We start from the raw sequence: 26,284 nt of genomic DNA, 5'->3' as shown, positions 1-26,284 counted from the left end.
TGCTGCCGGTGCCCAAGCCGCTGCTCGCCGGCTGGCTGGCCGGCGCGCTGCTGGCGCTCGGCCTGCCGCTCGGCGCGCTGACCATGCTGATGATCCACGCGCTGACCGGCGGCGCGTGGGGCGATGCGCTGCGCCAGCCGCTGCGCGCCGTCGCCGCGACGCTGCCGGCCGGCCTGCTGCTGCTCGTGCCGGTGCTGGCGGCGCTCGGCGAGGCCTTTCCCTGGGCCGCGGCGGAGACGGCCGACCTGCCGGAGAGCGTGCGCCACAAGCTCGCCTATCTCAACGCGCCGTTCTTCACGCTGCGCTTCGCCGCCACGGCGGCGGTCTGGCTGGTTTTGTGCTGGCGGGTGCTGGCGCTCACCGCGCCGGCCGCAACGGCGGCCGACCGGCGGCCGCTGGCTCTGCGTCGCTGGGCCGCCGGCGGCCTGGTGCTGCACGCTCTGGCCGTCAGCGTCCTGTCGGTCGACTGGATGATGTCGCTCGAGCCGGAATTCTTCTCCACCATCTATCCGCTGCTCGTCGCCAGCGCGCAGACCGTCGGCGCCTATGCGCTCGCCACGCTCGTGCTCGCCCGGCGCCGCGACCTCGGCGCGCTGCCGGCCGGCGACGCGGCGATGGCGCTCGGCGAGGACGTCGCCAACATGCTGTTCGGCCTGGTGCTGATGTGGGCCTATCTGGCCTTCATGCAGTTCCTGATCGTCTGGGCGGCCGACCTGCCGCGCGAGATCGGCCACTATCTCACGCGCACCGAGGGCGGCTGGCAGGTCGTGCTGTGGCTGGTGCTCGCGCTGCACGTCGCGGTGCCGCTGCTCGCCTTCCCGAACCGCCGGCTGAAGCGCAGCCGGCGCGGCGTCGCGGCGCTCGCCGCCACCCTCGTCGCCGCGCATGCGCTGGAGACGGTCTGGCGGGTGGCGCCGCCGCTCGCCGAAGCCGGCGGCCCGGCCGCGCTCCTGTCGCTCGCCGGCTTCGCCGCGGCGGCGGCCGCCTGGGCGGCGGTCTTCCTCCTCCTCCTGCCCGGCTTTCCCATCCGCCTCCCGCACCCGCAGGTGCGCCATGGATGAGCGCCGCCCCTCCGTCGAGACGCGCGACGTGCCGGCAAGGCGGGTGCTCGCCTTCGCCGGCGGCCTGGTCGCCTTTCTCGTCGTCGCGCTCGTTGTGCTGGCGCTGCTCTTCCGCACCGATCCGCTGTGGCCGGACGGCCCGGCACCGGCGCAGACGCCGAACGCGCGCAGCCCGGCGCTGCAGCGCGATCCCGCCGCCGATCTGGCACGCCTGCGGCGGGCCGAGACCGAGGCGCTCGACACGCTCGGCTGGGTCGACCGGCAGGCCGGCATCGCGCGCATTCCGATCGAGGCGGCGATGCGGCTCGTCGCCGAGCGGGGCCTGCCGGCCTGGCGCGCGGAGGGTGCCGCGCCGGCCGCCTGCCCGCCCTTCGCCGAGGCGGTGCCGCGGGCGCCGCAAACCGACGCCTGCCCGCCGCCCGACGACCGATCCGACGAGGAGGGAGACGACCGATGATCCGCCGATGGCTCGCGATCCTGCTGGTCCTGGTCGCCGCGGCGCCGGCCGCCGCCGACCCCGCCGGGCGGCCCGCGCTCGCGCCGCGGATCGGCACCGCGATCGACCTGGCGGCGCGCTTCGAGACGGCGGACGGCCGGCGCGCCAGCCTGCGCGGGCTTCTCGACGGCCGGCCGGCGCTGCTCGTGCTCGGCTACAACGCGTGCCGCAACATGTGCGGCGTGACACAGCAGGCCGTCGCCGCCGAATTGCAGGACAGCGGCCTCGCGCCCGACGGCTATCGCGCGCTGTTCGTGTCGATCGACGCCACGGAAGGCCCGGCCGAGGCGCGTGCGATGCGAGGCAAGGTGGCCGAGGCGACCGACGCGGCGGGGCTGTCGGCCTGGCGCTTCCTGACCGACGGCGACGGCGCCGGCGCCGCGCTCGCCGAGACGCTCGGCGTGACCTTCGAGCGGCGGCCGCGGACCGGCGAGTTCGCGCATCCGATCGCCGTCTTCGCATTCACCCCCGACGGCCGTCTGGCGCGCGTGCTGCCGGCCGCCACCTTCCGCGCGCGCGACCTGCGGCTGGCGCTGGTCGAGGCCTCGCAGGGCCGGCTCGGCACGCTGGGCGACCGCGTCTTCCTGCTGTGCGCCGGCTTCGACGAGAGCAAGGGCCGCTACACCCCGGTCGTCTGGGCCGCCGTGCAGGCCGGCGGCCTGGTCACGCTCGGCGCGCTCGGCCTCGGCATCGTCCTGATGGCACGGCGGAGGCGGCCGTGAGCTGGTCCATCCCCTTCATGCCCGAGCAGGCTTCCAACTTCGCGCCCGGCGTCGACCTGCTGTTCTACGCGCTGCTCGCCTTCTCCTTCGGGCTCGGCCTGGTGCTCACCTTTCTCGTGGTGCGCTACAGCGCGCGCTACCGCGCCGGCTCGCGCGCCGACCGGTCGGGCCGCAGGGCGCGCTCGCTGCGCCTGGAGATCGCCTGGACGGCCGCCACCGTGGCCATCGCCTTCGGCCTGTTCGCCTGGGGCGCGGTGCTGTTCGTCGACCGCAACAAGGCGCCGGCGGACGCGATCGAGATCGCCGCCATCGGCAAGCAGTGGATGTGGAAGTTCCGCCATCCCGGCGGCCAGCGCGAGATCAACGAGCTACACGTGCCGGTCGGCCAGCCGGTCGTCGTTTCGCTCGCCTCGCAGGACGTCATCCACTCGTTCTTCGTGCCCGCCTTCCGGGTCAAGCAGGACGCCGTGCCCGGCCGCACCACCCGGGTGTGGTTCACCGCCACCAAGCCCGGCCGCTACCACCTGTTCTGCGCGGAGTATTGCGGCACCCAGCACTCCGGCATGCGCGGCCAGGTGATCGCCATGCAGCCGGAGCGCTACGCGGCGTGGCTCGAGGCGCGGTCGGGCGGCGAGCCGCTGGCGGCGGCCGGCGAGCGGCTGTTCCGCTCGCTCGGCTGCTCGGGCTGCCACGGGGCGGAAAGCCGCATTCCCGCGCCGAGCCTCGAGGGTCTCTACCGGCGGCCGGTGCCGCTCGCCAGCCGGCGCACCGTGATCGCCGACGAGGCCTATCTGCGCGATTCAATCCTGCAGCCGCAGAAGCACATCGTCGCCGGCTACGGCGCGGTGATGCCGAGCTACGACGAGCTGATCGACGAGGACGAGCTGCAGATGATCGTCGCCTACATCAAGAGCCTGGCGGAGGACCGCGAGCCATGAGTGCCGACACATACCCGCCGCAGAGCTACTTTGCCGCCGGCTACGGCCCGCGCGCCTGGTTCCTGACCACCGACCACAAGCGCGTCGCCTGGCTCTACCTCGTCGCGCTGACCGCCTTCTTCTTCATCGGCGGGGCGATGGCGGTGGTGATGCGCCTCGAGCTCGCCACGCCGCAGGGCGACGTGCTGACGGCCGACGTCTACAACCGGATGTTCTCCATCCACGGCATCATCATGGTGTGGTTCTTCCTGGTGCCGTCGATCCCGGCCACGCTCGGCAACTTCCTGCTGCCGCTGATGCTGGGCGCCAAGGACCTCGCCTTCCCGCGCCTCAACCTGGCGAGCTGGTACGTGTTCGCGTTCGGCAGCCTGTTCACGCTGTTCGCGGTGATCGCCGGCGGCGTCGACACCGGCTGGACCTTCTACACGCCGCTGTCGAGCCTCTACTCCGACAGCTATGTGAGCGCGGCCGCCTTCGGTGTGTTCATCGTCGGCTTCTCGACCATCATGACCGGCATCAACTTCATCGTCTCGGTGCACAAGCTGCGGGCGCCGGGGCTGACCTGGTTCCGGCTGCCGATCTTCGTGTGGACGATGTATGCGACCGCCCTGGTGATGGTGCTCGCCACGCCGGTGCTCGCCGCCTCGCTGATCCTGATCGTGCTGGAGCGGGTGTTCGGCATCGGCGTCTTCAACCCGGAGCTCGGCGGCGACCCGCTGCTGTTCCAGCACCTGTTCTGGTTCTACTCGCACCCGGCGGTCTACATCATGATCCTGCCGGGCATGGGCGTGGTGTCGGAGATCCTGCCCTGCTTCGCGCGGCGGCCGCTGTTCGGCTACCGCGCGGTGGCGCTGTCGAGCATGGCGATCGCCGTCTTCGGCTTCCTGGTGTGGGGCCACCACATGTTCGTCAGCGGCCAGTCGGCCTATGCCGGGGTGGTGTTCTCCTTCCTGTCCTTCCTGGTCGCCATCCCCTCGGCGATCAAGGTGTTCAACTGGACGCTGACGCTGCGCAAGGGGCACATCACCTTCGACACGCCGATGCTCTACGCGCTCGGCTTCCTCGGCCTGTTCACCTTCGGCGGCCTGGCCGGGCTGTTCGTCGCTTCGCTCGCCGTCGACGTGCACCTGCACGACACCTACTTCGTGGTCGCCCACTTCCACTACATCATGGTCGGCGGCATGGTGACCGCCTACATGGGCGGGCTGCACTTCTGGTGGCCGAAGATGACCGGGCGCATGTACTCCGAGCTGTGGGGCCGCATTGCCGCGGTGACGACCTTCATCGGCTTCAACCTGACCTTCTTCCCGCAATACGTGCTCGGCTATCTCGGCATGCCGCGGCGCTACCACGCCTATCCCGCCGAGTTCGCCTTCTGGCACGTGCTGTCGTCGACCGGCGCGGTGGTGCTGGCGATCGGCTACGTGATGCCGTTCTTCTATCTCGGCTGGTCGCTGCTGCGCGGGTCGGCCGCGCCGGCCAACCCGTGGCGGGCGAGCGGGCTCGAATGGCAGACCGCCTCGCCGCCGCCGCAGCACAATTTCGCGCGCACGCCGACGGTGACGGAGGGTCCCTACGCCTATCCCGAGCCGGAGGACGAGCGATGAGCGAGCGCACGCAGAGCGAGGCCTTCGCGGCGCCGCGCCGCGAGCTCGCCGCCGACACCTTCGGCATGTGGATCTTCCTCGCCTCCGAGGCGATGCTGTTCGGCGCGCTGCTGCTCGTCTTCCTGGCCGCGCGCATCGCCTATCCGCAGGCCTTCGCCGCCGCCTCCGGCCACCTGTCGCTGCCGCTCGGCACGGCCAACACGGTGGTGCTGATCACCAGCAGTTTCACCATGGCGCTGGCGCACGTCTTCGCCGACGCGGGGCGCTGGCGCGGCGCGACGGCCGGCCTCGCCGCCACCGGGGCGCTCGGCCTCGTCTTCCTCGCCGTCAAGGGCTACGAATACCGCAGCGAGTATCTCGAGGGGCTGGCGCCGGTGCTCGGCGCGCCGTTCCGCTACGAGGGGCCGGCGCCGGCAAATGCCGAGCTGTTCTTCAACCTCTACTTCACGATGACCGCGCTGCACGCCGCGCATCTGCTCGGCGGCATCGCCGTCGTCGGCTTCGTGCTGGCGCGCTGGCGCCGCACCGCCGCCGCCGGCCGGCTCAGGCGCGTCACGGCGACGGGGCTCTACTGGCATTTCGTCGACGTGGTGTGGATCTTCCTGTTTCCCGTGCTCTACCTGATCGACCGATGAGCGCCGCCGCCCGCACCCTCGCCACCTATCTCGCGCTGCTCGCGCTGCTGGCGGCCACGGTCGGCTCGGCCTTCGTCGAGCTCGGCCTCGGCAACGCCGTCCTCAACGTCGCCATCGCGGCGGTGAAGAGCGTGCTGGTCGTCGTCGTCTTCATGCGCTTCTTGTCCGGCGACGCGCTGCCGCGGCTCGCCGCGGCGGCGATGCTGCTTTGGCTGGCGATCCTGTTCGGGCTGACGCTGGCGGCACGGCTCGCCTGAGCGCCGACGCCGCGTGGACAGCGCGCCCGGCGCGGGCTAGAAGACCGGCACCCGGACGGAAGCGTCGGCACGCGGCCGGCACTCCGGCCGGCGCAGACCACGGCCGACCCCGGGCGACGCGGTCGACCCGCCTTCTCGACGTCAAGCACCGCCGGACCGCCATGGCCAGCCAGCCCGACACAAGCACAGCACGCGTGACGGTCGCGCTCGCGGTCTACAACGGCGCCCGCCACCTGCAGCGCCAGCTCGACAGCCTCGCCGCCCAGACGGTCGCGGCGGTCGACGTGTGGGCCTCCGACGACGGCTCCAGCGACGGTTCGCGCGCCATCCTGCAGGACAACGCCGCGCGCTGGTCTAAGGGCGCCTTCACGGTGGTCGACGGGCCGCGCTGCGGCTTCGCGGAGAACTTCCGCTCGATGATCACCGACCCGCGCGTCGGCGGCGACCACGTCGCCTTCTGCGATCAGGACGACGTCTGGGAGCCGGACAAGCTGGCACGCGCCTTGGCCTATCTCGCGACACGGCCGGCCGGCCGGCCGGCGCTGCACTGCTCGCGCACGCTGCTGATCGACGAGGAGGACCGGCCGATCGGCCACTCGACCCCGTTCGCGCGGCCGCCCTCGTTCCGCAACGCCCTGGTCCAGTCGATCGCCGGCGCCAACACGATGGTGATGAACCGGCCGGCCTGGGAGCTTCTCCGCACCGCGTGCGCGCGCACCGGCTTCGTCAGCCACGACTGGTGGGCCTACATGATCGTCAGCGGCGCCGGCGGCGACGTCTTCTACGCGCAGGATCCCGACACGCGCTACCGCCAGCACAAGGGCAACAGCATCGGCGAGAACACCTCGCTGGGGGCGCGGCTGTCGCGCGTGCGCCGCGTCATGGCCGGCCGCTTCCGCGAATGGAACACGCGCAATCTGGCGGGCCTGGCAAGCTGCGCGGACCTGCTGACGCCGGAGGCGCGCGCGGTCGTCGAGCGCTATGCGGCGGCGCGGCACGGCCCGCCGCACCGCCGGGTCGCCGCGCTCGGCCGCTCCGGCGTCTACCGCCAGACCCGCGGCGGCCAGGCCGGCCTCTACGTGGCCGCGCTGCTCAACCGGCTTTGACGCTGCCCGGCCGTCAAGCTTCGCGCAAGGCCCGCCCGCTAGGCTTTCAGCAACCGGAACGATTCCGAGGAGCGCGAAAGATGAGCGTCAACGCGTCTATGGGGGCCGGTTTTTCCGGTTTCGCAACCCAGATCGGGCGGCCATCGTCGCCGCCCCCCGAAGGCCGCCATCCCGGCGGCGACGGCCTGTCCGGCAAGGGCTTCTCCGATTTCGTCGCGCCCGAGGCAGCGCGCGACGCCGAGCGCCCGGCCGCGCCCGAGGCGCTTCGCCAGTCGACAGCGCCCTATGTCGATCCGTTCTCCAGCCTGTCCGGCGGCGTCACCAACGATCTGCCCGGCGACGGCGTCACCAACGACCTGCCGGGCGACGGCACGGCCGGCGGCGAGACCTGGAACGACGGCGAGTTCACCAATGCCCTGCCCGGCGCCAGCCCGACGGCGACCGACGGCGGCGCCGGCGATCCGGCGGACTTCGCCGCCGCCTCCCCCGACGACGATGTCGCCAACGACCTGCCCGAGGGCGCCAGCCTGCTTCAGGCGGCACTGACCGGGCTGGCCAACGGCAGCGTCACCAACGCCCTGCCCGAGGTCGCTCCGCCGACGGATCGCGACGAGGCCTGACGCCGGCCCGGCGCCGGCTGAGAGCGCGCCGGTCAGAGCAGTCGGGCCACCGCCGAGGCGGTGACCGGGCGGCCCTGCACGGTGCGCGACAGGGTGATGCGCACCGTGCGCGGCAGCCGGCCTTCCTCCCATTCGTCGAGATAGCTGCGGCCGTCGCGCGAATAGCCGAATTCGACCGCGTCGACCGTCTCCAGAACCACCAGCCGCAGCGCCTCGACGCTGCCGGACTCGGCCTGCGGGCGGCGCGGCGTCATCGTCTGAACGAGGCGCGCGCCGACCGCCGCGGCCTCCAGGCGGATGTGCACGTCGCGCAGGGCCAGCGAGCGGAAGCCCTGTCGCGTCACGCCGGCAAAGCGCAGCGCGTCCGCCTCTCCCTCGAACAGATTCGGCTCCTCCTCGCCGCCGCCGCCGAGCGGCGCCCGGCGGGCCGCCTCGATGGTGCGCTGCAGATGGGCGGCGGCCGCGGCCAGCTCCGCCTGAACCATGACCTGCTCCTTGATCTGGCCGACGGCGCGCATCTGGCCGAGCACGCCGGCCATCATCGCGCCCATGACCGCGACGATCGACAGCGCGACGAGGATCTCGACGAGCACGAAGCCCTGTTGCGGGCTGTCCTGTCCCGCCTGCATCGCTAGCGCTCCGTGCCGCTGGCGAAGCCGTGGTAGATGTAGCCCGGCCCCGTCTCGCCGCGCGGCCACACCGTCACGGTCAGCGCGAAGAGCGGCCGCGCATGGCCGTCGCGCACGGGTTCGGCCGCGATCCGCCACGCCGCGTCCTCGTCGGTGCGGCCCGTCAGGGTCCCCTCCCCGTCGATCGCCGGAATCTCCGAGGCGGCCAGCATGTCGAGCACGCGGCTCGCCACGTCCATGTCGCCGGCGCGCGCCAGGACGCGCGCGCTCTGCGACACCGTGGCCATGGCGACGCCGAGCGCCACGGCCAGAATGGCGAAGGCGACCACCGCCTCGACCAGCGCGAAGCCGTCGTCGCCGCCGCGCGCCATCACGGCACCTCCGCGACGCTCAGCCGCGGCACGCCGGTCAGCCAGTGGACGTCGATCCGCGCGCCGCGCGTGCCGCCGTCGCCGAGCACGATCTCCGCCCCCGACGCGCTGCCGTCGGCGCGGAACACGAGCGAATAGGTGCTGCCGTCGCCGGAAACGAACTCGCCGCCCGCCTTCATGCGGATCGACATCCCGTCGGGCAGCACGACCGGCTCGGCGTCGGCCGGATAGGTGTAGCTGCGGCGGCCGGCATCGAGCACGAACACGGTGTCGGCACCGCGACGGATGGCGTCGCTGCGCGCGCGCATCAGCATCGACTGCATCGCCTGGCCGACCTCCATCGGCGAGGCGCGTCCGTCGCGCCGCGCCAGCGTCGAGCCGACGGACGCCGCGACCATGGCGACGATCGCCATGGCGACCAGGAACTCCACCAGCGTGAAGCCGGCGTCGCGCGTGTCGTCGGGCCGGCGCGGTCTCATCGGATCGCGATCTCGTTGATGCTGAGCAGCGTCGTCATGACCGAGATGACCAGGCTGCCGACCAGCCCGCCGAGCACGATGGTGACGGTGGGCGTGAGGAAGGTGAGCGCGCGCGAGATCGCCTTTTGCATCTGCGCCTGGGTCATCGCGCCGGCGCGATACATCATGGGGCCGAGATTGTTCGATTCCTCGCCGAGGCGGATGAGCGACAGGATCTGCTCGGGAAAGGCGTCCGACACCGTGAGCGACGACCAGAAGGGCTCGCCGGACGCGACGCGCTGGCGCGCCAGGACGAGACGGCTGCGATGGCGCTCGCCGACGGCGGTCTCGGCGGCGAGCCCCATCGCCTCGAGCATCGGCACGCCGTTCGACAGAAGCAGGGCCATGGTGTTGAGGTAGCGGCTGCGCGTCGTGCCGCGCACCAGCGCGCCCACCCCCGGCAGGCGTGCGGCGAGATCGGCCAACCGGGTCCGCACGGCGCGCCGGCGCGACAGGACGACGAGCAGCAGCGCCAGCCCGGCGAGCCCGGCCAGGATCAAAAAGCCGTAGGCGGTGACGAAGGCGCCGAAGGCGCCGAGCACGCGCACGATGACCGGCGGCGGCGTGCCGGCATTGTCGAAGATCGGCTGCAGCGCCGGCACGAGATAGGTCGACAGCAGAAGCAGCGCGCCGATCATCACCACGATCAGGAAGCAGGGGTAGAGCAGCGCCTCGACGATCTCGGAGCGGCGCCTGGCCGCCTCGGCGTAGCTCTTGGCCAGCTCGGCGACGACGACGTCGAGACGGCCGCTGCTCTCGCCGCTCGACACCAGCGCGACCACGTCCTCGGGAATGTCGGGCTGGTTGGCGAACGCCTCGGCGACCGACTTGCCCTCGGTGATCTCGGCGTGGATCGCCTGGATGCGGGCCTTCTGCGCCCGGTTGGTCTCGGCGTCGGCGACCGCCTTCAGCGCGACGTCGACGTTGAAGCCCGAGCCGATGATGACCGACAGCTCGCTGAAGAAGCGCGTCAGGTCGAGCCGGGGCTGGAACAGGCCGGCGCGCGGCCGGGCCGCGCGCGGCGCCGCGGCGCGGCCGTCGGCCGGGCGAATCTCGTAGGGCACCTTGCCGCGCTGGGTGAGCTGGCGCACGGCGTCGGCCGTGTCGAGCGCCTCGACGATGCCGCTGTCGTGGCCGCCCGACTGGCCGTAGGCCCGGAAATGGAATTTCACGCGCTGTCCGCCCACCGTTTCCGTCCCGTGTGCAGGAGCCTGCCGGAGCGCGCCGCTGCGCCTTTCAGCGCACCGCTTGCCGCTCCGCCTGCCAACGCGCTACGCACGACGCAGCTCCAGCACCCTTTGCACCTCCTCGCGGGTCGTGATGCCGCTTGCGGCGAGGCCCGCGGCGTGGTCCTCGATCGACAGGACGCCGCTGCGCCGGGCATGCTCGACAAGCTGCTCCTCGCTGGCGCCGCGGCTGATCATCGAGCCGAGCTCGGGCGTGATCTCCATGATCTCGTAGGTCACGGTGCGCCCGGCATAGCCGCTGCCGCGGCAGCGCCCGCACGGCTCGCCGCCCTGCACGACGGCCGCGCCGCCGCATTGCGGACACAGCCGCCGCACCAGACGCTGGGCGACCACGGCGCGGATCGTCGCGCCGATCAGATAGCCGTCGATGCCCATGTCGAGCAGCCGCGTCAGCGCGCCGGCGGCGCTGTTGGTGTGCAGCGTGGAAAACACCAGGTGCCCCGTCAGCGAGGCCTGGATGGCGATCTGCGCGGTTTCGCGGTCGCGGATCTCGCCGACCAGGATGACGTCGGGATCCTGGCGCAGCACCGAGCGCAGCGCCCGCGCGAAGGTCAGGTCGATCGCCGGATCGACCTGGAGCTGGGTGATGCCGTCGAGCCGGTACTCGACCGGATCCTCGACGGTGAAGATCTTCACCGAGTCGGGGTCGCGCTCCTTGAGCACCGAATAGAGCGTCGTCGTCTTGCCGCTGCCGGTCGGACCGGTGATCAGGACGATGCCGTTGGGGATGTGCGCCAGCGTGCGGAACCGGGCGATCGACGGCGCGTCGTAGCCGAGCGCGTCGAGGCTGAGCGCGACGCCGGTCTTGTCGAGAATGCGCAGCACGAAGGTCTCACCATGCACGCTCGGCAGCACCGAGACGCGCAGGTCGATCTCCTGGCCGCGCACCGCGATGCGCATGCGGCCGTCCTGCGGCAGCCGGCGCTCGGCGATGTTGAGCCGCGACAGGATCTTGATGCGCGTGGCGACGCCCGCATGCATCGTTCTGGGCGCGGTCTCGGCCACGCTCAGCAGACCGTCACGGCGGAAGCGGATGCGCATGTGGTCGGCCGCCGGCTCGACATGGATGTCGGTCGCGCCGCGGTCGACCGCCTGCTGGATCATCTGCGAGACGAAGCGGATGACCGGCGCCTCGCGGGCGAAGTCGCGCAGCCGCTCGATGTCGTCGGCGTCGATCTCGCCGCCGGCCTCCTGCGGCCGCTCCTCGAGCGCCTCCAGGCTGGCCTGCTTGAGCTGGCGGATGCGCTCGGCGATGGCGCTGCGCGGGAAGACGCGCAGCTCCGGCTCGCGCTCGAACTGGTAGCCGAGAATGTCGACGGCGGCGTGCGCGAACGGATCGGCCACGCCCACGGTCAGCCGGTCGTCGGTCAGCGCAAGCGGCAGCACGTGGTTCGATTCCAGGAAGCCGAAGCCGACCTTCTGGATCAGCGCCGTCTCGAGCTCGTCGGGAATGCGCTCGGCGACAGGCAGGCCGAAGAAGGTCGCCATGTGGCCGGCGAGATCGGTCTCGCGGGTCAGGCCGAGCTCGATCAGCACGGTGTCGGCGGGATGGTCGGTCGAGCCGTAGGCGTTGCGCGCGCGCTTCGCCGCCTCCGGCGACAGGATGCCGCGTCCTTCCATGAAGGCGAGGAAGTCGGAGAACGCGGCACTCTTTTCCAGCTGCATGATCGGGCTTCTCACTCCGTGGCGCCGCTCAGCCCTCGATCCGCGCCAGGGCGGCGGCGGCGCCGACGCCGAACAGTCTATCGCACTCCTCGGCGGCGCCAAAGCCGTCCGCCTCGCCGGGCAGGAAGGCGGGGTTCGTCACCGGCTCGACCGGCTGGAAGGCGCCGCCCTCCTCCTCGCTGGCGCGCAGCAGCGCGCCGTGGTGGCTGCGGGTGCGCCATTGGCGGTCGCCGACCGTGACGTCGATGCGGTAGAGCCGCGGCGGCTCGCCCGGCTCGGCCGCGATGAAGGGATAACGCGGCGTCGGCGCGGCCGGCAGGATCTGCGACAGGCGGCGCGACATCACCGGCCCGACGATCGCCGGCGTGGCGTTGTGGATGGTGAACACCTCGGCCAGCGCCGCGGCCGGCACGTCGGCCAGGCCGTCGAAGTCGTAGAGCTCCTCGATCGCCTCGAAGGCGCCCTGCTTCAGCCCGGCGACGACGGCGCCGGGCGGCACGCGGGGGCTCTCGCCCTCGCCGCCCGCCGGCCGGCGATAGGCGACCACGGCCCGGGCGAGGCCGGCCGCCTCGCCGCGGCCGAAGCCGAGCGCGACGAAGCCGGCCTCGAGCAGGCCCGGCGGTGCCATGTTCAAATCGGCGAGGCCCGCCTGGTCCTGCACCCGCACCTCGAAGGCGAGCGCCTCGGTGACGCAGCGCAGCGGCTCGGAGCGCACCGTCAGCGCCGGGCTGCGCGGCTCGATCGGCGGCGCGGCCAGGTCGCGCGCCAGCACCGTGAAGGCGCCCTCGGCGACGAGCGCCAGACGGTCCTGCTGCATGCGGTTGGCGGCGACCAGGAACTCGGTGCGCGCGGCGAGCGCCAGCGGCGCGATCAGCGCGGTGACCGCCATCAGGAAAAGCAGCACCACGACGACGGCGAAGCCGCCGTCGCGCGGGTCGGCCGGCCGATGCGGCACGCGCGGGCCGGCGGTCATTGCGTCGCGCCGTTGCTCGGATAGAGGCTGACGGCCACCTTGCGGTTGCCGCGCTTGAGCTCGATCGACTGGGCGTCGATGCGGCTGACGGTCCAGCCCTGCAGGTTGTCGCCCGGGATCACCCAGATCGGCTCGACCTGCGCCTTGTGGCGCAGGAGCGCGCGCGGCACCATGTTGGGCGCGAAGCTGACGCCGACCAGCCGCACCGGCGGCGGCGGCACCGGTGGCGGCGGCGGCTTCTTGGCGACCTGCTGGACCGGCGGCTTCTTGGCCGGCGGCGGCTTGGGCGGCTGCCAGGGCTTGCGGTTGCGGGCGAACAGCGGCCGCGAATAGGCCTGCACCGGCGTCAGTTCGGCGACGTCGAGCACGTGCTCGTCGCCGGGCAGCGCGCCGAGGTCGTCGAGTGCCCGGCCCGCCGTGCGCTCGGGCTGGATCGCGGCGGTGTCGACCGGCTGCGTCGCCATCCACCACACGCCCGACCAGCCGGCCAGGTTGACCGCGAAGAGGCCGAGGAGAAGGACCAGCGTCCTCATCGCACCGCTCCCGTGCCGCCGTCGGCCGAGGCGGTGTCCGGCGGCAGCGCGCCGTAGAACTGGACCTGAAGCACCAGCTCCTCCGGACCCCGGCGCGGCCCCTGCTGCGAGGTCAGCGTGGAGTGGAGCTGCGCCTGGCGAATGATCAGATAGGGCCGCGTCGTCTCGATCTCGTAGATCAGCCCCTGGATCGCCTCGTTGGTGCCCGAGACGTTGGCGCGCAGGCCGGCATAGCGCATGCCCTCCTGCTCGAGCGGCGGCGCGTTGCCGACCGACTGCAGCTTGACCTCGTGCGTCTCGGCCATCAGCCCGAGCCAGGCCTGCAGCTCGGCCTGCACCAGCGCCGGATTGGAGCCGCGCAGGAACTCGGACCGTTCGGCCTCGGCGCCGTCGCTGCTGTGCGCGGCCGCGAGCGCCGGCTTGAGCGACAGCACCGCCTGCAGCCGGCCGAGCTGCTGGCGCTTGTCGTGCACGCTTTCGGCATGCGAGGCGACCGAGGCGACGGCCGCCAAGCCGACCGCGACGGCGCCGCCGACGACGGCGACGGCGAGCGCGACGGCCGCTCCGCGGCGCACGCCGCTGGCGCTGTTGAGCAGCCGGGTCAGGCTATCCACCGGCCGCCTCCACCTGCATGCTGATGGAAAACCGCTCGCCCTGCTGGTCGCCGGCGCGCACCACCGGCTCCATGAAGCTCGGCTGGCTGAACAGCGGCGAGGCCTCGAGCAGCGGGATGAGCGTGGCGGCCGATGCCGAGAAGCCGGCGAAGCTGACCCGGTCGCCGTTGACGGTGACCTCCGTCAGCCAGGTCGAGTCGGGGATGGCGCGCGACATCTCCTCCAGGATGCTGACCACCGGCACGGCGGCCTGCTTTTCCTGGCGCACCGCGCCGATCTGGGCGATCTTGCGGTCGCGCGCGGCGATCAGGCCGCGCAGTTCGGCGACCTCGCGCTGCGCCTCGGCGAGGGCCGCGTCGAGCTGCTGGCCGGCGCTCGCGTAGCGCCAGTGGGCGAGCCCGACAAGGCTGGCCAGCCCGACGACGGCGGCAAGCGCGCTCGCCGCGACGAGGCGCCGGGCCGCCCGGTGCGCCAGCGGGCGGCCGACGACGCGCCGCCGGCTCGCCGCGTCCGCCGCCACCACGCGCGCGCCCTCGACGAGACCGAGGAACCCCGGCGTCAGTCCGGCCTGCCGCAGATCGTCGAGCAGCGGCGCCAGGAAGGCCTTCTTGACCGCATAGTAGGCGCTCTCGGAAACCGCCGCATCGTAGTCGGGAAAGATCAGGAAGAGGGCGTCGGGCTCGAAGGGCGTCTGCGACTGGACGTCGAGACGCGCCATCGCCGCGAGCCGGCTGCGCGGCAGGCGCATGGCGGCCAGCCGCCGCTTGAGATAGCGGTCGGGCTCGACCAGCAGCGCCACGGAGGGGCGCGCGCGCCAGCGCCCGGCGAGCTCGCGCACCGTGCCGCCGACCGCCCCGGTCTCGCCGACCAGCAGCGGCTCGAAGGCGGGCGCGTCGGCCCGGCCGCTCTCCACCCGCACGCCGTCGCGGCCGAGGCGCAGGACGACGTCGCAGCCTGCCGCGCCGTCCGGCGCACGGCCGCCGAACAGCGCGCGGCTTTCCCACCGCCACCAGTGCGCAACGTCGGAGAGGCTGTCGGCGATGCTCATGTCCACGATCACTCGCCACCGAATGTGGCGATATTTTTTACAGCCAAATCAATCCGAGCGAAACAGCCGACATGGCGCGCGCCGCGCGGGCCCGCGGCCGCGGCGCGCGTTGACGCTGTGCAGGAGTTTTCTTGCCAGGCCAGGCCTTTTGTGGCTTGCTGACGGGATATGGGCCAGGAGGGGCGCCACCGCCGGGGGACGGCGCGGTCGGCGTTGCTGCGGCCCGCGAAGCCTCGACGTCGTCCGGGCGCAGGGTTCGTTTCGTTTGGGGCCGGAATGTATCGCGTACTGATCTTCATTGTCTTGGCCGTCGCGTTCGCCGGCTGCCGCTCGGTCGATTCGGAGGGGATGTTCTCCTCCGTGCTGGGCGATCTCGAAAACTCGAAGCAGACGCCGCGGCAGCGCAACGGCGTGTCGCAGCGCATCTCCGGCGACGGCGCCACGTTCGGCGGCGTTGTCGATCCGGGCTCCGGCCAGTTCGTCTCGCGCCGGCCGCCGGCCGTCAGCGTGGAGAACGGCAGCGACGGCGTGCCCCAGTTCCGCGTCAACCTGGTCGACGCGCCGATCGCGGCGGCGGCCAAGAACATCCTCGGCGACATCCTCGAGCTGACATACACCGTCGACCCGCGCGTGCAGGGCGCGATCACGCTGCAGACCAGCGCGCCGGTCTCGCGCGACACGCTGGTCGACATCTTCGAGACGACGCTGGCGGCGAACGGCTTCACCATCGTGCGCAACTCCGGCACCTACCAGATCGTGCCGCTGTCGGAGGCGCTCGCCAACACGCCGTCGGTCAGCGTGCCCTCGGTGGCGCCGCGCGGCCCGGGGATCAAGGTGCTGGTGGTCGAGCTGCAGCACATCGCCGCCGAGGAGATGCGCAACATCCTGTCGCCGATCAGCCGCGAGGGCTCGATCCTGCGCGTCGACAACGACCGCAACTACATCATGCTGGCCGGCACCAATGCCGACCTGGCGGCCATGCGCGACGCGATCGGCGTGTTCGACGTCGACTGGATGCAGGGCATGTCGGTGGCGCTGCATCCGCTCAAGACCTCGCGGCCGGTCGAGGTGGCCAACGAGCTCGAGACGATCTTCCGCACAACGGACGGGCCGGGCCAGAACGTCATCCGCTTCGTGCCCAACGAGCGGCTCAACTCGGTGCTGGTGATCTCCTCGCGGCCGCAGTATCTGCGCCGGGCGGAGGGCTGGATCCGGCAGCTCGACCGGATCGCCAGCACCAACGAGGAACAGCTCTTCGTCTACCACATCCAGAACCGCACGGCCGAGGAGCTGGCCGGCGTGCTGCAGTCGGTGCTGTCGGGCCAGGGATCCGGCCCCGGCGGCGCGGGATCGCCGGTGTCGCCCGACCTCGAGGAGGTCGAGCTGGCCAGCGCCGACGCGCCGGGCCAGGCGTCCGGCGGCGCGGTGGCGCCGAAGGTCGTCGCCGACACGGAGAACAACGCCCTGCTGATCTCCACGACGGCGCGCGACTACGAGCGCATCGAGCGCATTCTCGAGCAGCTCGACGTGCTGCCCACCCAGGTGATGCTGGAGGCGGTGATCGCCGAGGTGACGCTGAACGACGAGCTGAAGTTCGGCGTGCGCTGGTTCTTCGAGAGCGGCAATTTCAGCGTCGGCCTGTCGGACCTCGCCTCCGGTCTCGTCGCGCCGGCCTTCCCCGGCCTGTCGTGGAGCTTCGCCTCCAGCGACCTGGAGGTGACGATCAACGCGCTGTCGAGCGTGACCGACGTCAACGTCATCTCCTCGCCGACGCTGATGGCGCTGAACAACCAGGAAGCGACGCTGCAGATCGGCGACCAGGTGCCGATCGTCACGCGCACGGCGACCGGCGTGGAGGACCCCAACGCGCCGATCGTCAACACCGTCACCCTGAAGGACACCGGCATAATCCTCAACATCACGCCCAGGGTGAACAGCGCCGGCCGGGTGCTGCTCGACATCGAGCAGGAGGCGAGCAGCGTGGTGCGCACCACATCCTCGGGCATCGATTCGCCGACCATCCAGCAGCGCAAGATCTCGACGCGGGTCGTCGTCAACGACGGCGAGGCGCTGACGCTCGGCGGCCTGATCCAGGAGCGCAAGACCAACACGCGCGGCCAGGTGCCGATCCTCGGCGAGATCCCGGTCGTCGGCAACGCCTTCAAGAACAAGACCGACAAGCTCGAGCGCACCGAGCTCCTGATCCTCATCCGGCCGCGGGTGCTGCGCAACTTCCAGGACGCGCGCGCGGTCAACGAGGAGTTCCGCGACCGGCTCGACTTCGGCCGGAGCGAGACGCCCGAAAACCGCATCCGGCGCGACCTGCGGCGGCTGCAGTAGCGGCCGGCCGGCAGCCGGCATGAGCGGGCTCGACCTCGTCTTCGCGCCGGCGCTCCTGGCCGTCGTCGGCGCCATCGCGGTGGCCGACTGGCGCACCATGCGCATCCCCGATCCGCTCAACCTGGCGCTGGCGCTGCTCGGGCTCGCCTATCAGTGGCTGGCGCTGCAGGCGTTTCCCGCCGCGGCGGCGCTGTTCGCGCTCCTCGTGCTCGGCGGTTTCTGGCTGGTGCGGGCCGGCTACCGGCTGCTGCGCGGCACGGCCGGGCTCGGCCTCGGCGACGTCAAGATGGCGGGTGCGGCCGCGCTGTGGTTCAGCCCGTGGAACCTGGCGCTTTTTCTTTTTGTCGCCTCGTTCTCCGCTTTAGTCTATGTCGCGGTCTCCCCGGCCCTGCGGGGGCGAGCCGAGAGCCGGTCGCGCATACCGTTCGGCCCCTTCATCGGCATCGCCCTCCTCGCGGTCTGGGCGATCGAACGGACGAACCTGCCGACTTTCGTGCCCAGCAGAGGTTACTGATGCGATCCGCTTTCCTGAACGCGCTCCGACGCCGCGCCGCGACTGCCCGAACGGGGGCCGCGCGCGACGACGGCTTCACGCTCGTCGAGCTTCTCGTCGTGCTGGCGATCATCGCGCTGATCGCCGGGCTCGCCGCGCCGCAGGTGCTGCGCTACCTCGGCTCGGCGCGCTCGGACGCCGCCCAGGCGCAGATCAAGAACATCGAGAGCGCGCTCGAGCTGTTCTACATCGACAACCTGCGCTACCCGACCGGCGAGGAAGGGCTCGGCGCCCTGGCCGAGCCGCCCTCGGCGCTGCAGGCGCGCTGGAACGGGCCCTACCTGACCAACAGCGAGGCGCTGCGCGATCCGTGGGGCAACCCCTACGTCTACCGGCTGGAGAACGACCGCGTCGAGGTGATCTCCTACGGCCGCGACGGCAAGGCGGGCGGCAACGGCGAGGACCGCGACATCTCCAACCGGTGAGCGGGCGCGGAACCGCATGGCCGCACGGTCCGTTGCCAGATGAACCGGCGATGAACGCGGCCTTCGCGTTTCGTTCATCTGCCGCCGCGTAAGGTGCGCGGGACAGGCGTTCGAGGACAACGACCATGATCAGGCCCATCGCCATCGCAGCCGCACTGGCAAGCGCGCTCGCCACCACGCCCGCCCTGACGCAAGGCTTCGAGCGGCCCGGCGCCTCGTCGGGCTTCAGCGACAACTGCGCCGGCGACCCGCGCTGCGGGCGCGGCACCTCGGGCCGCGCCGAAGGCCCGCCCGGCGGCGTGCAGCGCGTGCCGCCCGGCTACTACCGGCCCGACCCGCGCGATCCCGCGCCGCCGCCCGGCTACCGCCGCCCCGACCCGCGCCACCCGCGGCCGCCGTCCGGCTACTATCGCTGGGACCCGCCGCGCTACGAGTATCGCGACCGCATCACCTGCAACGAGGGGCGCCGCATCCTGCGCTACAACGGCTTCGTGCGCATCCGCGCGCTCGACTGCGACGGCACCCGCTACGCGTTCCGCGCCGTGCGCGACGGACGCAGCTACATCGTCACGCTCAACGCATGGACGGGCGAGATCCTGCGCATCCGGCGGGCCTAGCGCGTTTCCCGGCACGAGCCTGGCGGCAAAAACGGCACGGGCAATCCGTCCGGCGGACCGCATTCGCGTGCGCGGAGCGCTTCGCGCGGCTCTCCGGCAGGGCCAGCGGCGCCTCGGCCGTCCCCGCGCGGGCCACCAGGAGCGCGGCGCGGCCACATTCTCGCACCCATGACGGCGCAGGCTCGTGCTGGCGCGCGGACGCGCGCTCGACGCAACGGAGGCAACGCCGATGAGGACGCCTGTGCTGCCGCGGCTCGTCGCGGCCGCCCTGCTCGTCGCCGGCACGGAGCGCGCGATGGCCGTGGAGCCCGAACGGATCGCCGGGAGCTGGCGTCTGGAAAGCATCGACGGCAGGGCCGTCGAGGCGTCCGGCGCCGTGCCCTCCTTCACCATCGAGGGCCGCACGATCAGCGGCTATGACGGCTGCAACCGCTTCGGCGGTTCGCTCGACGCGCCGGAAGCGATGATCGTCGGCCAGCGGGCCTGCGCCGGCGACCACCTCGCGCTGTCGCTCGACCTCGGCGATCCGCTCGCCGACCTCGCCGCGGCCGAGCTGGAAGGCGATCGTCTGGTGCTGCCGGCGCGCGGCAGCCGACCCGCCGCGACCTTCGTGCGCGCGGAGTGACGCCGCCTCGGCTTCGCGGGCCGCCCCCGCGGCGCGCCTGCGCCATTGCCTCGCGCGGCAGCGGCTGGTACCCGGATGCGGGGTGCGGGCGGTTTTCTCTCGGCGGTTGACGATGGCGGGCACGAACAGGTCTCGAGCAGGATGCATGCCGCGCCCGGCCCGGGCCTCGCGCGGCGGAGCGCCGCGATGATCGGCGTCTACGGCGCCAACGGCTTCATCGGGCGCTACGTGGTGCGCCGGCTCGTGGCGGCCGGCCTGCCGGTGCGCGCCGTCTCGCGCCGCTTCGATGCCGGCTTCGCCGCCTCGCTCGCCGGGCGGGCCGACGTGTTCGAGGGCGATCTCGGCCAGCAGCTCGCCATGGCCGCCTCGCTGCAGGACGTCGATACCGTCGTCCAGCTCGTCTCGAGCTCGAGCCCCGGCCTGAAGAACGACCACGCCGCCGCCGACATCCGCGAGAACGTGCTGCCGCATGTCGAATTCCTGCAGACCTGCATCGGCGCCGGCGTCCGGCGCTACGTCTTCGTGTCGTCGGGCGGCACGGTCTACGGTCCCGATGCGCCGGTGCCGACGCCGGAGGACGCGGCCACCAACCCGATCAGCTCGCACGGGCTGACCAAGCTGACCGTGGAAAAATACGTGCGCATGCACGGCCATGTGGACGGTCTGCAGCACGTCATCCTGCGCGTCGCCAACCCGTTCGGCCCGGGGCAGCTTTATCGCAAGGGCCAGGGGCTGATCCCGGCGATCTTCGAGCGCTGGCAGAAGGGCGCGCCGGTGCGCATCTTCGGCGACGGCGAAGCGCAGCGCGACTACGTCTACATCGACGACGTGATCGAGGCGATCGAGGCGGCGGTGCGGCTCGCCGGCGCGCCGCAGCTCGTGCTCAACATCGGCAGCGGCGAGGCGCGCTCCGTCAACGCCGTGATCGCGGCGATCGAGAGCGCGACCGGGCACCGCTTCGACCGCGAGTATGTCGAGGCGCGGGCGACCGACGTGCCCGTCGCCTGCCTCGACATCGCGGCCGCCCGGCGGCATCTCGGCTGGGCGCCGCGTACTCCGTTCGACGCCGGCATCGCGCGCACCGTGCGTGCGCTCGACGGCGAGGACGGCGGCGGCTAGACCGTGATGCCGAAGAGCGCCGAGCGGCTTTCGCACGCCATCCTGTCGGCGGCGCCGGATGCGTGAGCCCGCCCGGCTGCGGCCTGCCCTGGGCGCCCGGGCCGGCTACTTCACGGCGACCATGTAGAATTCCAGGCAGCTCGGGTCGTCGACCGGCGGCTTGACCTCGAAGCTGCGGAACGGCGCATAGCGCGCCACGATGTGCTGCATCATGCGGTGGAAGCTCGCCGGCTCCCAGACGTGGTAGTGGATGTCGATGCCTTCGGCGTGGGCGCGACGGGCGTCCTCCTGCACGGTGGCGCTGCGCTTGGCCAGGCGGAAGAACTCCAGATAGTTGTCGAAATCGCGCGCCCGGTCGGGCTGTTCGAAGTCGAGCACCAGATGTTCGAGCGGCGTGAGCTCGCGCGGCTTGTCGAAGGTGCGGCGCTTGTCCGGCACGACGAGCACGAGCTGCCCGCCCGGCCGCAGCGTGCGGAAGCACTCGACGATCGCGCCGATCGGATTCGGCGTGTGCTCGATGACGTGCGCGGCGACCACGAAGTCGAGGCTCTCGTCGGCGAACTCGCGCTGCGCCTCGATCGGATTGGAGAAGCGCGCGACCACGGCATTGTCGGTGTAGCCCATGCGCGCGTACTGCTCGGTCGACTGGAACGGCTCGACATAGTCGAGGTCGAGGCCCACGGGCAGCGGCATCGGCCGCGAACCGGCGCCGAACTCGACACCCCGGCCGGCGAGCCGGCTGACGATGATCTCGCGCATCATCTGCTTGTTGGCCGGCGGCTCGATCCAGTCGGCCTCCTCCCAGCGCCGCGGCACGACCGCTCCGGGCTCGTGGCCGGTCAGCACATCGGACGCGACGACCTCGATCCCGGCCTCCGGCAGCGCGCTGCGCAGCCACGCCGCCACCTCGGGCAGCAGCACCGGGCGGCGGCGGCCGCGGTCGATCAGGAAGAGGCGCCGGGTCGCGCCGTCGCGCAGCAGGCGCATCGATGCCGTGTCGCTCATGGCTGCCCTCCGCCGCGCCGGACAAGCACGGCCACGTCCTGATTGCCCTGGTTGAGACCGGGAAAGTAGCCGGCCACGTCGAACCAGGCATAGGCCATGCCGAAGAAGCGCTCGCGCGCGTAGCACGACTGGCCCCAGTCGACGTCGGTATCGGCGTCCTCGCCCTTGTAGCGGACCGGCACGAAATGGTTGCCGCTCTGCGCCAGCGAGCGCAGCATCGCCTCGAGCTCGGCCGCCCGCACGCGCGGGTTGCGCGCCAGCCAGCGGACGTGGTGCAGCGAGGAGAAGGTGACGGCGAACCAGCCGCCGGGCCGCAGGACGCGGGCCACTTCCGCCATCCACAACTCCGCCGCGTCCGGGCGGTGATGGCTCCACACCGAGATCGCGGTGACGCCGTCGAGCGACGCGTCGTCGAGGTCGAGCGGCGGCTTGAGGTTCATGTGGAAGAACCGCCCCGTCGGCACGTGCGCCTGCGCCCAGTCGATCGCCGAGGCGATGGGGTCACAGCCGTGCAGGCTCCAGCTCCCCTCATAGGCGGCCAGCATGCGCACCAGCGAACCGCTCGAGCAGCCGATATCGAGCACCGTCTGGTCGGGCCGGTCGAGCCGGCAGGCGCGCAGCGCGTGCACGATCATGTTGGCGCTGAAGAAGTCGCCGATCCAGTAGGGATCGGAGCGCTGCATGCGGTGGATGTCGTCGGGCGGCTGGACGGCGAGAAGCCGCGTCGTGTCGAACGCCGCCTGCGGCAGGAGATGCGTCGCCGCCTTGACGAAGGAGCGGCGGCTGTCGAGCGAGGCGAGCTCCGCGAAGGGCTGCCAGGGCGTCCTGTTGCGCGACAGTTCCGCGTTCACGCGCGCGGCGAGCGGGCGCAGCCTGCCGGCCAGCGTGTCGATCACGGGATGGGTGGTCAGCAGCGGCTTGCCGGCCACGGCCTCGATGTTGCTGACGATCTGGTCCTTCACGTCCGCTCCCGCCGGCACGCCTGGGCGGCCGCGCCGCCGTGGCGGGCCGCCGCTGTCTTTGTCCATAGCCGCTTGCGCCCGGACTGCAAAGCCCTTGCGCAGCCGGTCGCGCAGCGCCGGCAAGCGTTGATGCATCACATGAAAAACCCCGGCCAAGGCCGGGGTTTTCCGAACGGTGACGGTGCGAAGACCGTCAGCAATAGGCCGCATAGGTCGTGCAGGTGTACTGCACGAGCGCGCCGATGTTGCCGGCCCCGTAGGAGCCGTAGGAGGCGTTCGGGAACTCGTTGTTCTGGCCGAACCACGAGGCGCCCTGAACGTTGATGTCCTTGTTGGTGTAGCCCCAGCTCGTCGTGCCGACGATGACGTTGCGCGTCGGCATGGCGCCGTAGGAGGCGTCGGACGTGTTGGTCAGCAGCGGCCGCGTGCTGAAGTTGACGATCCAGGGACCGCCGCTCGAACCGCCGCTCAGCGGCGAGCCGAGCTGGGTGTTCTTCAGAAGCTGCCCGTTCGTCGTGCTGGTGCTGGTGACGTACTTGCCGAACGAGTTGTTGCGCTGCATCTGACGGCCGGAGTCCCAGGCCACCGGATAGCCGAGCTGGTTGATCTCGGCGATCGTGTGATTGCCGAAGCCGGACGAGTTCACCTTGTAGGAGTAGCCGTTCCAGCCGTACCAGTACCAGCCGCCGAGGCCCTGACCGGGGTAAAGGCCGTTGCGCGCGGCCAGCGTCACGGTCGCGATGTCGTTGTTGCAGACCACGCCGTTGGCGCCCGACTGGCAGGTATCCGTGCCGTCGCGGTAGACGGTCGGGATGATCCAGTTGACGCCCTGGTAGTAGCCCCAGGGGCCGCCGGCCGCGTTCAGGTTGGCCGGATACCAGCGCACCTCGTCGGCGAAGCCCCCGGCACCCTGACCGTACTGGTGCACGCAGTGCGCCGCCGTGACGAGCACGCCCTTCTTGATGAGCGCGGCCGAACAGACGAACCACGAATTGTCGAAACGCATCCACAGCTTGCCCGCCCAGCGGTAGGGCCGGCTCGTCACCGGAACCTGGAAGGCGTACGTGCCGGGCCCCGGATAGGGGCCGGTGACCGCGACGCGCTGGTGCGAGTAGGGCCAGCCTTCCGTCGAGGTGCCGTAGGCCTCGGTTCCGACCTCCGGATCGCCCGACGAGCTGGCGCCGCTCGGCGCCTCGGCGGGGACCGTCGCCGCGTCGTAGGGCATCACGTCCGGAGTCGTCAGCGGAAGCCGGCTGAGCCCCGGCCCGGTCGGTGCGGCGGTCGACACCACCCCGTCGCCGCCGTGACTCGCGAAAGCAGCGTCGCCATCGTTGGCCAGCCCCTGGCCCTGGTTCGCCATCTGTGCGTGACCGGTGGCGACGAATGCCATCGCCGACGCGGCCAGAAGCGCCGAAGCGCCCAATGTCTTGATCAATCTCTTGCTCATTGCTCCACCCATGCCTGCCAGTTCACCTGTTGTTGCCGGTGACGCGGCGTCAGTTTAAGGCCACGCCTTGTCACAAACAAGGGATTCCTTTCCATTCGAAGCATCGTCCGCCATTCACCGCGCGACTTGCTTGAGCGAAATTCGAAAACCCCCGCCTCTAGTCTACACTCCTCTTGTACTTAAATCTTTCGAAATCAGGCTCGTATATATCGACGACCTTTTCCACGATCTCGGGCGTGTAATATTCTTTCAACTTGGTCGAAGCGCCTGTCTTGTGCGGAGACACTTCGGCCACGTCGCGAAAATCGATTCGTCCAACCCGCTGCACCTGATTGAGATGCTGCGCCAGGGTCTCGAAGCGACCGATGAACGAATAATCGATGTATCCGACCATGGTAACGCGGCACTGGGTGCGCCAGTGCTTGTCGCGTGCGTTGTCATTGGTGTTCGCGACGGCTTCGACGAACTCGGAAAAACTGTAGTTCTCCTTGGCGGCGCCGTGGGTGCGCGTCCAGTAGCCGTCCACCTGCGTCTTCTCCGGCGCCGAGCCGACGATCTTGTCGAGATAGCACGACAACAGCCGCTCGAACGGGTTGCGCACGAAGGTGAACTTGTAGAAGTCCGGGCCGAACAGGATGTCGCAGAGCTGGTCGACGGGAAGCTGATAGGGCTTCACCATCGGCGAACTGGTGATCTCCGGGTGCGGTCCGACGCGCATGTTGCGCAGCCCGATCAGCTCGTTCGAGTGCAGCCGCGACTTGATGGTGCTCGAAGCGACCTTCGGATTCTCGACGAAGACGTAGCGTCCGTTCAGGCTGATGTTGACGGCGGCGTTGAACCAGTTGATGTCCGAGACTTTGAGGATGTCGTAGAGTTTCTTGGCGCTCATTTCGCTTTTCTTTTCCTTGCGGTCTTCGCACCGCTGTCGATCGCCGCGAGATAGCCGGCCACCTTGTCGGCCTCCGCCTCCCAGGTCGCCTCCCGCACCCGGTCGAGCGCGGCCGCGGCGCGTCGCGACGCCTCCTGCGGGTCAGCTAGCACACGCTCGAGAGCGGCAGAAACCCCCTCCACGCTCATGTCACAGTAAAACGCCTCGGAGTCCGACAAGAGCCAGCGGGCCTGCGGGTCGTCGTTGAGAAGCAGCGGACAGCCGCAGGCCGCGACCTCGAGCGGCAGCAGCGACAGGTTGGTGGCCGACAGAATCAGCGCCACGTCGCATTGCGAGTAGAGATCGGGCAGCTCCGGCAGCGGCACGGTGCCGGCGTTGAGATGCACGAAGGGGATCTCGTAGCCGCTCACGTCCCAGCCGGCGAAGATGACGGCGACGTCGGGATTGCGCTCGCAGACCTGCTTGAGGGCGACCAGGCCGAGCTCGAAACAGCGCCGCGGCGTCACCGGCCGCGCATAGAAGAAGATGTGGCGGTGCTTGTGGGCGCGCTTTTCGGTCGGCTTGTAGACGTCCGTCTCGCAGCCGAAGGACATCGGATAGGTCGTCATGCCGTAGTCGGCCGCGAGCTTGTCGGCCAACCAGCTGCCGGCGGTGATTCCCGTCAGGCCGAGCCGGTAGGTGTTCTCGGCGAGCGCATGCTCGCTGCCATAGGCATAGAAGGCCGGCTCGAAATCCTGCACGAAATAGAGCCGGTGGCGCGTGTCGCGGTACTTCGCGACCCAGTAGGCCGTCTGCCAGCCAGTGGCGACGAGATAGTGGCAGGGCTCGATCGTCTCGACACCGAGCGAGACGGTGATGCCATGCGCGCCGAAGGCCTGGTCGAGCGCCGCCTGCGCCTCCTCGCGCGAGGACCAGCGGTGCGGCGCCATCACGACGACGTGCTGGTGCTCGAAGCCGCGCGCCTTGAGCAGCCGCATCATGCGCAGGATGTTGATGTGGCCGCCGGAATTGGCGCTGAAGTCGGGAATCACCCAGGTCATCGAGCCCGGCGGCACGTTCTGCCGCGTGATCTTGAGGCCGTGGCCGAGCGGGTGGCCGAGGATCGCCTCGTACTGGCCGATCACGTCGCGCTTGGCCTGCACCACCGCCGGCGCCTGCTGCGCGACATGCGCGAGCGCCTTGCCGGTCGCCGCGCGCAGGCCGTCGCGCCTGGACACGCGCACGAAGCGCGATACGAGCTGTCTCACCCTCATGGCCCCCCA

Annotated in this window: 29 protein-coding genes; 15 read left to right on the top strand and 14 right to left on the bottom strand. The window is 71.2% G+C overall.

The window, feature by feature from the left end; all coding sequences use genetic code 11:
• The 9 genes from N1F89_RS07345 to N1F89_RS07305 form a co-directional block, all read left to right on the top strand.
• Positions 1-1,061 (top strand): hypothetical protein (locus N1F89_RS07345; RefSeq protein WP_290082945.1); only part of this gene is annotated, 1,061 nt, incomplete at its 5' end.
• Positions 1,054-1,518, top strand: a complete 465-nt coding sequence (locus N1F89_RS07340) for a hypothetical protein (RefSeq protein ID WP_290082943.1) — start codon at positions 1,054-1,056, stop codon at positions 1,516-1,518. The genes N1F89_RS07345 and N1F89_RS07340, both read left to right, overlap by 8 nt.
• Positions 1,515-2,279 (top strand): SCO family protein, encoded by a 765-nt coding sequence (locus N1F89_RS07335; RefSeq protein ID WP_290082941.1) that lies wholly within the window; start codon positions 1,515-1,517, stop codon positions 2,277-2,279. Before N1F89_RS07340 ends, N1F89_RS07335 begins: the two co-directional genes overlap by 4 nt.
• Positions 2,276-3,217, top strand: a complete 942-nt coding sequence (gene coxB / locus N1F89_RS07330) for a cytochrome c oxidase subunit II (protein WP_290082939.1) — start codon at positions 2,276-2,278, stop codon at positions 3,215-3,217. Before N1F89_RS07335 ends, coxB begins: the two co-directional genes overlap by 4 nt.
• On the top strand, positions 3,214-4,824 hold the full coding sequence (ctaD, locus tag N1F89_RS07325; RefSeq protein WP_290082938.1) for a cytochrome c oxidase subunit I: 1,611 nt from the start codon (positions 3,214-3,216) through the stop codon (positions 4,822-4,824). Before coxB ends, ctaD begins: the two co-directional genes overlap by 4 nt.
• Positions 4,821-5,459 carry a cytochrome c oxidase subunit 3 gene (locus tag N1F89_RS07320; RefSeq protein ID WP_290082936.1) on the top strand — a complete coding sequence of 213 codons (639 nt, stop codon included), beginning with the start codon at positions 4,821-4,823 and terminating at the stop codon, positions 5,457-5,459. Before ctaD ends, N1F89_RS07320 begins: the two co-directional genes overlap by 4 nt.
• On the top strand, positions 5,456-5,716 hold the full coding sequence (locus N1F89_RS07315; RefSeq protein WP_290082934.1) for an oxidase: 261 nt from the start codon (positions 5,456-5,458) through the stop codon (positions 5,714-5,716). Before N1F89_RS07320 ends, N1F89_RS07315 begins: the two co-directional genes overlap by 4 nt.
• 194 nt (positions 5,717-5,910) lie before the next feature.
• Positions 5,911-6,822: a glycosyltransferase gene (locus N1F89_RS07310; protein ID WP_290082933.1), complete on the top strand. Its 912-nt coding sequence runs from the start codon at positions 5,911-5,913 to the stop codon at positions 6,820-6,822.
• An 80-nt stretch (positions 6,823-6,902) separates the two neighbouring features.
• Positions 6,903-7,442, top strand: coding sequence for a hypothetical protein (locus N1F89_RS07305; protein ID WP_290082932.1), 540 nt, complete (start codon positions 6,903-6,905; stop codon positions 7,440-7,442).
• A gap of 32 nt (positions 7,443-7,474) precedes the next feature.
• Here the strand turns inward: N1F89_RS07305 and N1F89_RS07300 are convergent, their stop codons facing one another.
• The 9 genes from N1F89_RS07300 to N1F89_RS07260 all read right to left on the bottom strand — a co-directional run bounded on the left by N1F89_RS07300 (position 7,475) and on the right by N1F89_RS07260 (position 15,040).
• Positions 7,475-8,071, bottom strand: a complete 597-nt coding sequence (locus N1F89_RS07300; protein ID WP_290082931.1) for a type II secretion system protein — start codon at positions 8,069-8,071, stop codon at positions 7,475-7,477.
• Positions 8,072-8,073: 2 nt separating this feature from the next.
• Positions 8,074-8,442, bottom strand: a complete 369-nt coding sequence (locus N1F89_RS07295) for a prepilin-type N-terminal cleavage/methylation domain-containing protein (protein ID WP_290082929.1) — start codon at positions 8,440-8,442, stop codon at positions 8,074-8,076.
• Positions 8,442-8,921, bottom strand: coding sequence for a GspH/FimT family protein (locus tag N1F89_RS07290; RefSeq protein ID WP_290082928.1), 480 nt, complete (start codon positions 8,919-8,921; stop codon positions 8,442-8,444). The genes N1F89_RS07295 and N1F89_RS07290 overlap by 1 nt, the downstream gene beginning before the upstream one ends.
• The gene (locus tag N1F89_RS07285) at positions 8,918-10,132 is read right to left on the bottom strand and encodes a type II secretion system F family protein (RefSeq protein ID WP_290082927.1); all 1,215 of its coding nucleotides are present in this window, start codon (positions 10,130-10,132) and stop codon (positions 8,918-8,920) included. Before N1F89_RS07285 ends, N1F89_RS07290 begins: the two co-directional genes overlap by 4 nt.
• Positions 10,133-10,231: 99 nt before the next feature.
• Positions 10,232-11,872, bottom strand: a complete 1,641-nt coding sequence (locus N1F89_RS07280; protein WP_290082926.1) for a GspE/PulE family protein — start codon at positions 11,870-11,872, stop codon at positions 10,232-10,234.
• 28 nt (positions 11,873-11,900) lie between these two features.
• Positions 11,901-12,845: a hypothetical protein gene (locus N1F89_RS07275; RefSeq protein ID WP_290082925.1), complete on the bottom strand. Its 945-nt coding sequence runs from the start codon at positions 12,843-12,845 to the stop codon at positions 11,901-11,903.
• Positions 12,842-13,378, bottom strand: coding sequence for a hypothetical protein (locus N1F89_RS07270; protein WP_290082923.1), 537 nt, complete (start codon positions 13,376-13,378; stop codon positions 12,842-12,844). The genes N1F89_RS07275 and N1F89_RS07270 overlap by 4 nt, the downstream gene beginning before the upstream one ends.
• Positions 13,375-13,992 carry a type II secretion system protein GspM gene (gene gspM, locus N1F89_RS07265; RefSeq protein ID WP_290082921.1) on the bottom strand — a complete coding sequence of 206 codons (618 nt, stop codon included), beginning with the start codon at positions 13,990-13,992 and terminating at the stop codon, positions 13,375-13,377. Before gspM ends, N1F89_RS07270 begins: the two co-directional genes overlap by 4 nt.
• Positions 13,985-15,040 (bottom strand): PilN domain-containing protein, encoded by a 1,056-nt coding sequence (locus N1F89_RS07260; RefSeq protein WP_290082920.1) that lies wholly within the window; start codon positions 15,038-15,040, stop codon positions 13,985-13,987. The genes gspM and N1F89_RS07260 overlap by 8 nt, the downstream gene beginning before the upstream one ends.
• 303 nt (positions 15,041-15,343) lie before the next feature.
• On the opposite strand from N1F89_RS07260, the gene gspD reads away from it, so the two are divergent.
• From gspD to N1F89_RS07230, 6 genes are all read left to right on the top strand, one after another.
• Entirely contained in the window at positions 15,344-17,380 is a 2,037-nt protein-coding gene (gene gspD, locus N1F89_RS07255; RefSeq protein WP_290082918.1) for a type II secretion system secretin GspD, read from the top strand.
• Positions 17,381-17,399: 19 nt separating this feature from the next.
• Positions 17,400-17,894 (top strand): A24 family peptidase, encoded by a 495-nt coding sequence (locus N1F89_RS07250; protein WP_290082917.1) that lies wholly within the window; start codon positions 17,400-17,402, stop codon positions 17,892-17,894.
• Positions 17,894-18,358, top strand: a complete 465-nt coding sequence (gene gspG / locus N1F89_RS07245; protein ID WP_290082915.1) for a type II secretion system major pseudopilin GspG — start codon at positions 17,894-17,896, stop codon at positions 18,356-18,358. Before N1F89_RS07250 ends, gspG begins: the two co-directional genes overlap by 1 nt.
• A gap of 125 nt (positions 18,359-18,483) precedes the next feature.
• Positions 18,484-18,975, top strand: coding sequence for a hypothetical protein (locus N1F89_RS07240; protein WP_290082912.1), 492 nt, complete (start codon positions 18,484-18,486; stop codon positions 18,973-18,975).
• Between the two features lie 229 nt (positions 18,976-19,204).
• The gene (locus N1F89_RS07235) at positions 19,205-19,600 is read left to right on the top strand and encodes an META domain-containing protein (protein WP_290082910.1); all 396 of its coding nucleotides are present in this window, start codon (positions 19,205-19,207) and stop codon (positions 19,598-19,600) included.
• A gap of 186 nt (positions 19,601-19,786) precedes the next feature.
• Positions 19,787-20,719 (top strand): NAD-dependent epimerase/dehydratase family protein, encoded by a 933-nt coding sequence (locus N1F89_RS07230; RefSeq protein WP_290082908.1) that lies wholly within the window; start codon positions 19,787-19,789, stop codon positions 20,717-20,719.
• Positions 20,720-20,824: 105 nt separating this feature from the next.
• Here N1F89_RS07230 and N1F89_RS07225 read toward each other — a convergent pair whose 3' ends face one another.
• The 5 genes from N1F89_RS07225 to N1F89_RS07205 all read right to left on the bottom strand — a co-directional run bounded on the left by N1F89_RS07225 (position 20,825) and on the right by N1F89_RS07205 (position 26,269).
• The gene (locus tag N1F89_RS07225; protein ID WP_290082906.1) at positions 20,825-21,724 is read right to left on the bottom strand and encodes a methyltransferase domain-containing protein; all 900 of its coding nucleotides are present in this window, start codon (positions 21,722-21,724) and stop codon (positions 20,825-20,827) included.
• Positions 21,721-22,686, bottom strand: coding sequence for a class I SAM-dependent methyltransferase (locus tag N1F89_RS07220; RefSeq protein ID WP_290082904.1), 966 nt, complete (start codon positions 22,684-22,686; stop codon positions 21,721-21,723). Before N1F89_RS07220 ends, N1F89_RS07225 begins: the two co-directional genes overlap by 4 nt.
• Positions 22,687-22,879: 193 nt before the next feature.
• Positions 22,880-24,133: a hypothetical protein gene (locus tag N1F89_RS07215; protein WP_290082902.1), complete on the bottom strand. Its 1,254-nt coding sequence runs from the start codon at positions 24,131-24,133 to the stop codon at positions 22,880-22,882.
• 157 nt (positions 24,134-24,290) lie between these two features.
• Positions 24,291-25,022, bottom strand: a complete 732-nt coding sequence (locus N1F89_RS07210; protein WP_290082899.1) for a sulfotransferase family protein — start codon at positions 25,020-25,022, stop codon at positions 24,291-24,293.
• Positions 25,019-26,269, bottom strand: coding sequence for a glycosyltransferase family 4 protein (locus N1F89_RS07205; protein ID WP_290082897.1), 1,251 nt, complete (start codon positions 26,267-26,269; stop codon positions 25,019-25,021). The genes N1F89_RS07210 and N1F89_RS07205 overlap by 4 nt, the downstream gene beginning before the upstream one ends.
• Positions 26,270-26,284: the final 15 nt, after the last annotated feature.

It is taken from the genome of Aquibium sp. A9E412 (genome assembly GCF_030398335.1).
Taxonomy (GTDB): Bacteria; Pseudomonadota; Alphaproteobacteria; order Rhizobiales; family Rhizobiaceae; genus A9E412.
The sequence above is the reverse complement of the archived record's forward strand: the minus strand, read 5'-3'. Positions and strand labels throughout refer to the sequence as shown.

Excerpts from the sequence above, each read along its gene's own strand:
- N1F89_RS07275 (WP_290082925.1), bottom strand. The coding sequence starts at position 12,845 with ATGACCGCCGGCCCGCGCGTGCCGCATCGGCCGGCCGACCCGCGCGAC.
- N1F89_RS07305 (WP_290082932.1), top strand. The coding sequence starts at position 6,903 with ATGAGCGTCAACGCGTCTATGGGGGCCGGTTTTTCCGGTTTCGCAACC.
- gspG (WP_290082915.1), top strand. The coding sequence starts at position 17,894 with ATGCGATCCGCTTTCCTGAACGCGCTCCGACGCCGCGCCGCGACTGCC.
- N1F89_RS07340 (WP_290082943.1), top strand. The coding sequence starts at position 1,054 with ATGGATGAGCGCCGCCCCTCCGTCGAGACGCGCGACGTGCCGGCAAGG.
- N1F89_RS07260 (WP_290082920.1), bottom strand. The coding sequence starts at position 15,040 with ATGAGCATCGCCGACAGCCTCTCCGACGTTGCGCACTGGTGGCGGTGG.
- N1F89_RS07315 (WP_290082934.1), top strand. The coding sequence starts at position 5,456 with ATGAGCGCCGCCGCCCGCACCCTCGCCACCTATCTCGCGCTGCTCGCG.
- N1F89_RS07270 (WP_290082923.1), bottom strand. The coding sequence starts at position 13,378 with ATGAGGACGCTGGTCCTTCTCCTCGGCCTCTTCGCGGTCAACCTGGCC.
- N1F89_RS07290 (WP_290082928.1), bottom strand. The coding sequence starts at position 8,921 with ATGAGACCGCGCCGGCCCGACGACACGCGCGACGCCGGCTTCACGCTG.
- N1F89_RS07215 (WP_290082902.1), bottom strand. The coding sequence starts at position 24,133 with ATGAGCAAGAGATTGATCAAGACATTGGGCGCTTCGGCGCTTCTGGCC.
- N1F89_RS07335 (WP_290082941.1), top strand. The coding sequence starts at position 1,515 with ATGATCCGCCGATGGCTCGCGATCCTGCTGGTCCTGGTCGCCGCGGCG.
- N1F89_RS07225 (WP_290082906.1), bottom strand. The coding sequence starts at position 21,724 with ATGAGCGACACGGCATCGATGCGCCTGCTGCGCGACGGCGCGACCCGG.
- N1F89_RS07300 (WP_290082931.1), bottom strand. The coding sequence starts at position 8,071 with ATGCAGGCGGGACAGGACAGCCCGCAACAGGGCTTCGTGCTCGTCGAG.
- N1F89_RS07250 (WP_290082917.1), top strand. The coding sequence starts at position 17,400 with ATGAGCGGGCTCGACCTCGTCTTCGCGCCGGCGCTCCTGGCCGTCGTC.
- N1F89_RS07295 (WP_290082929.1), bottom strand. The coding sequence starts at position 8,442 with ATGGCGCGCGGCGGCGACGACGGCTTCGCGCTGGTCGAGGCGGTGGTC.
- N1F89_RS07240 (WP_290082912.1), top strand. The coding sequence starts at position 18,484 with ATGATCAGGCCCATCGCCATCGCAGCCGCACTGGCAAGCGCGCTCGCC.
- N1F89_RS07235 (WP_290082910.1), top strand. The coding sequence starts at position 19,205 with ATGAGGACGCCTGTGCTGCCGCGGCTCGTCGCGGCCGCCCTGCTCGTC.
- N1F89_RS07280 (WP_290082926.1), bottom strand. The coding sequence starts at position 11,872 with ATGCAGCTGGAAAAGAGTGCCGCGTTCTCCGACTTCCTCGCCTTCATG.
- N1F89_RS07210 (WP_290082899.1), bottom strand. The coding sequence starts at position 25,022 with ATGAGCGCCAAGAAACTCTACGACATCCTCAAAGTCTCGGACATCAAC.
- ctaD (WP_290082938.1), top strand. The coding sequence starts at position 3,214 with ATGAGTGCCGACACATACCCGCCGCAGAGCTACTTTGCCGCCGGCTAC.
- N1F89_RS07230 (WP_290082908.1), top strand. The coding sequence starts at position 19,787 with ATGATCGGCGTCTACGGCGCCAACGGCTTCATCGGGCGCTACGTGGTG.
- N1F89_RS07320 (WP_290082936.1), top strand. The coding sequence starts at position 4,821 with ATGAGCGAGCGCACGCAGAGCGAGGCCTTCGCGGCGCCGCGCCGCGAG.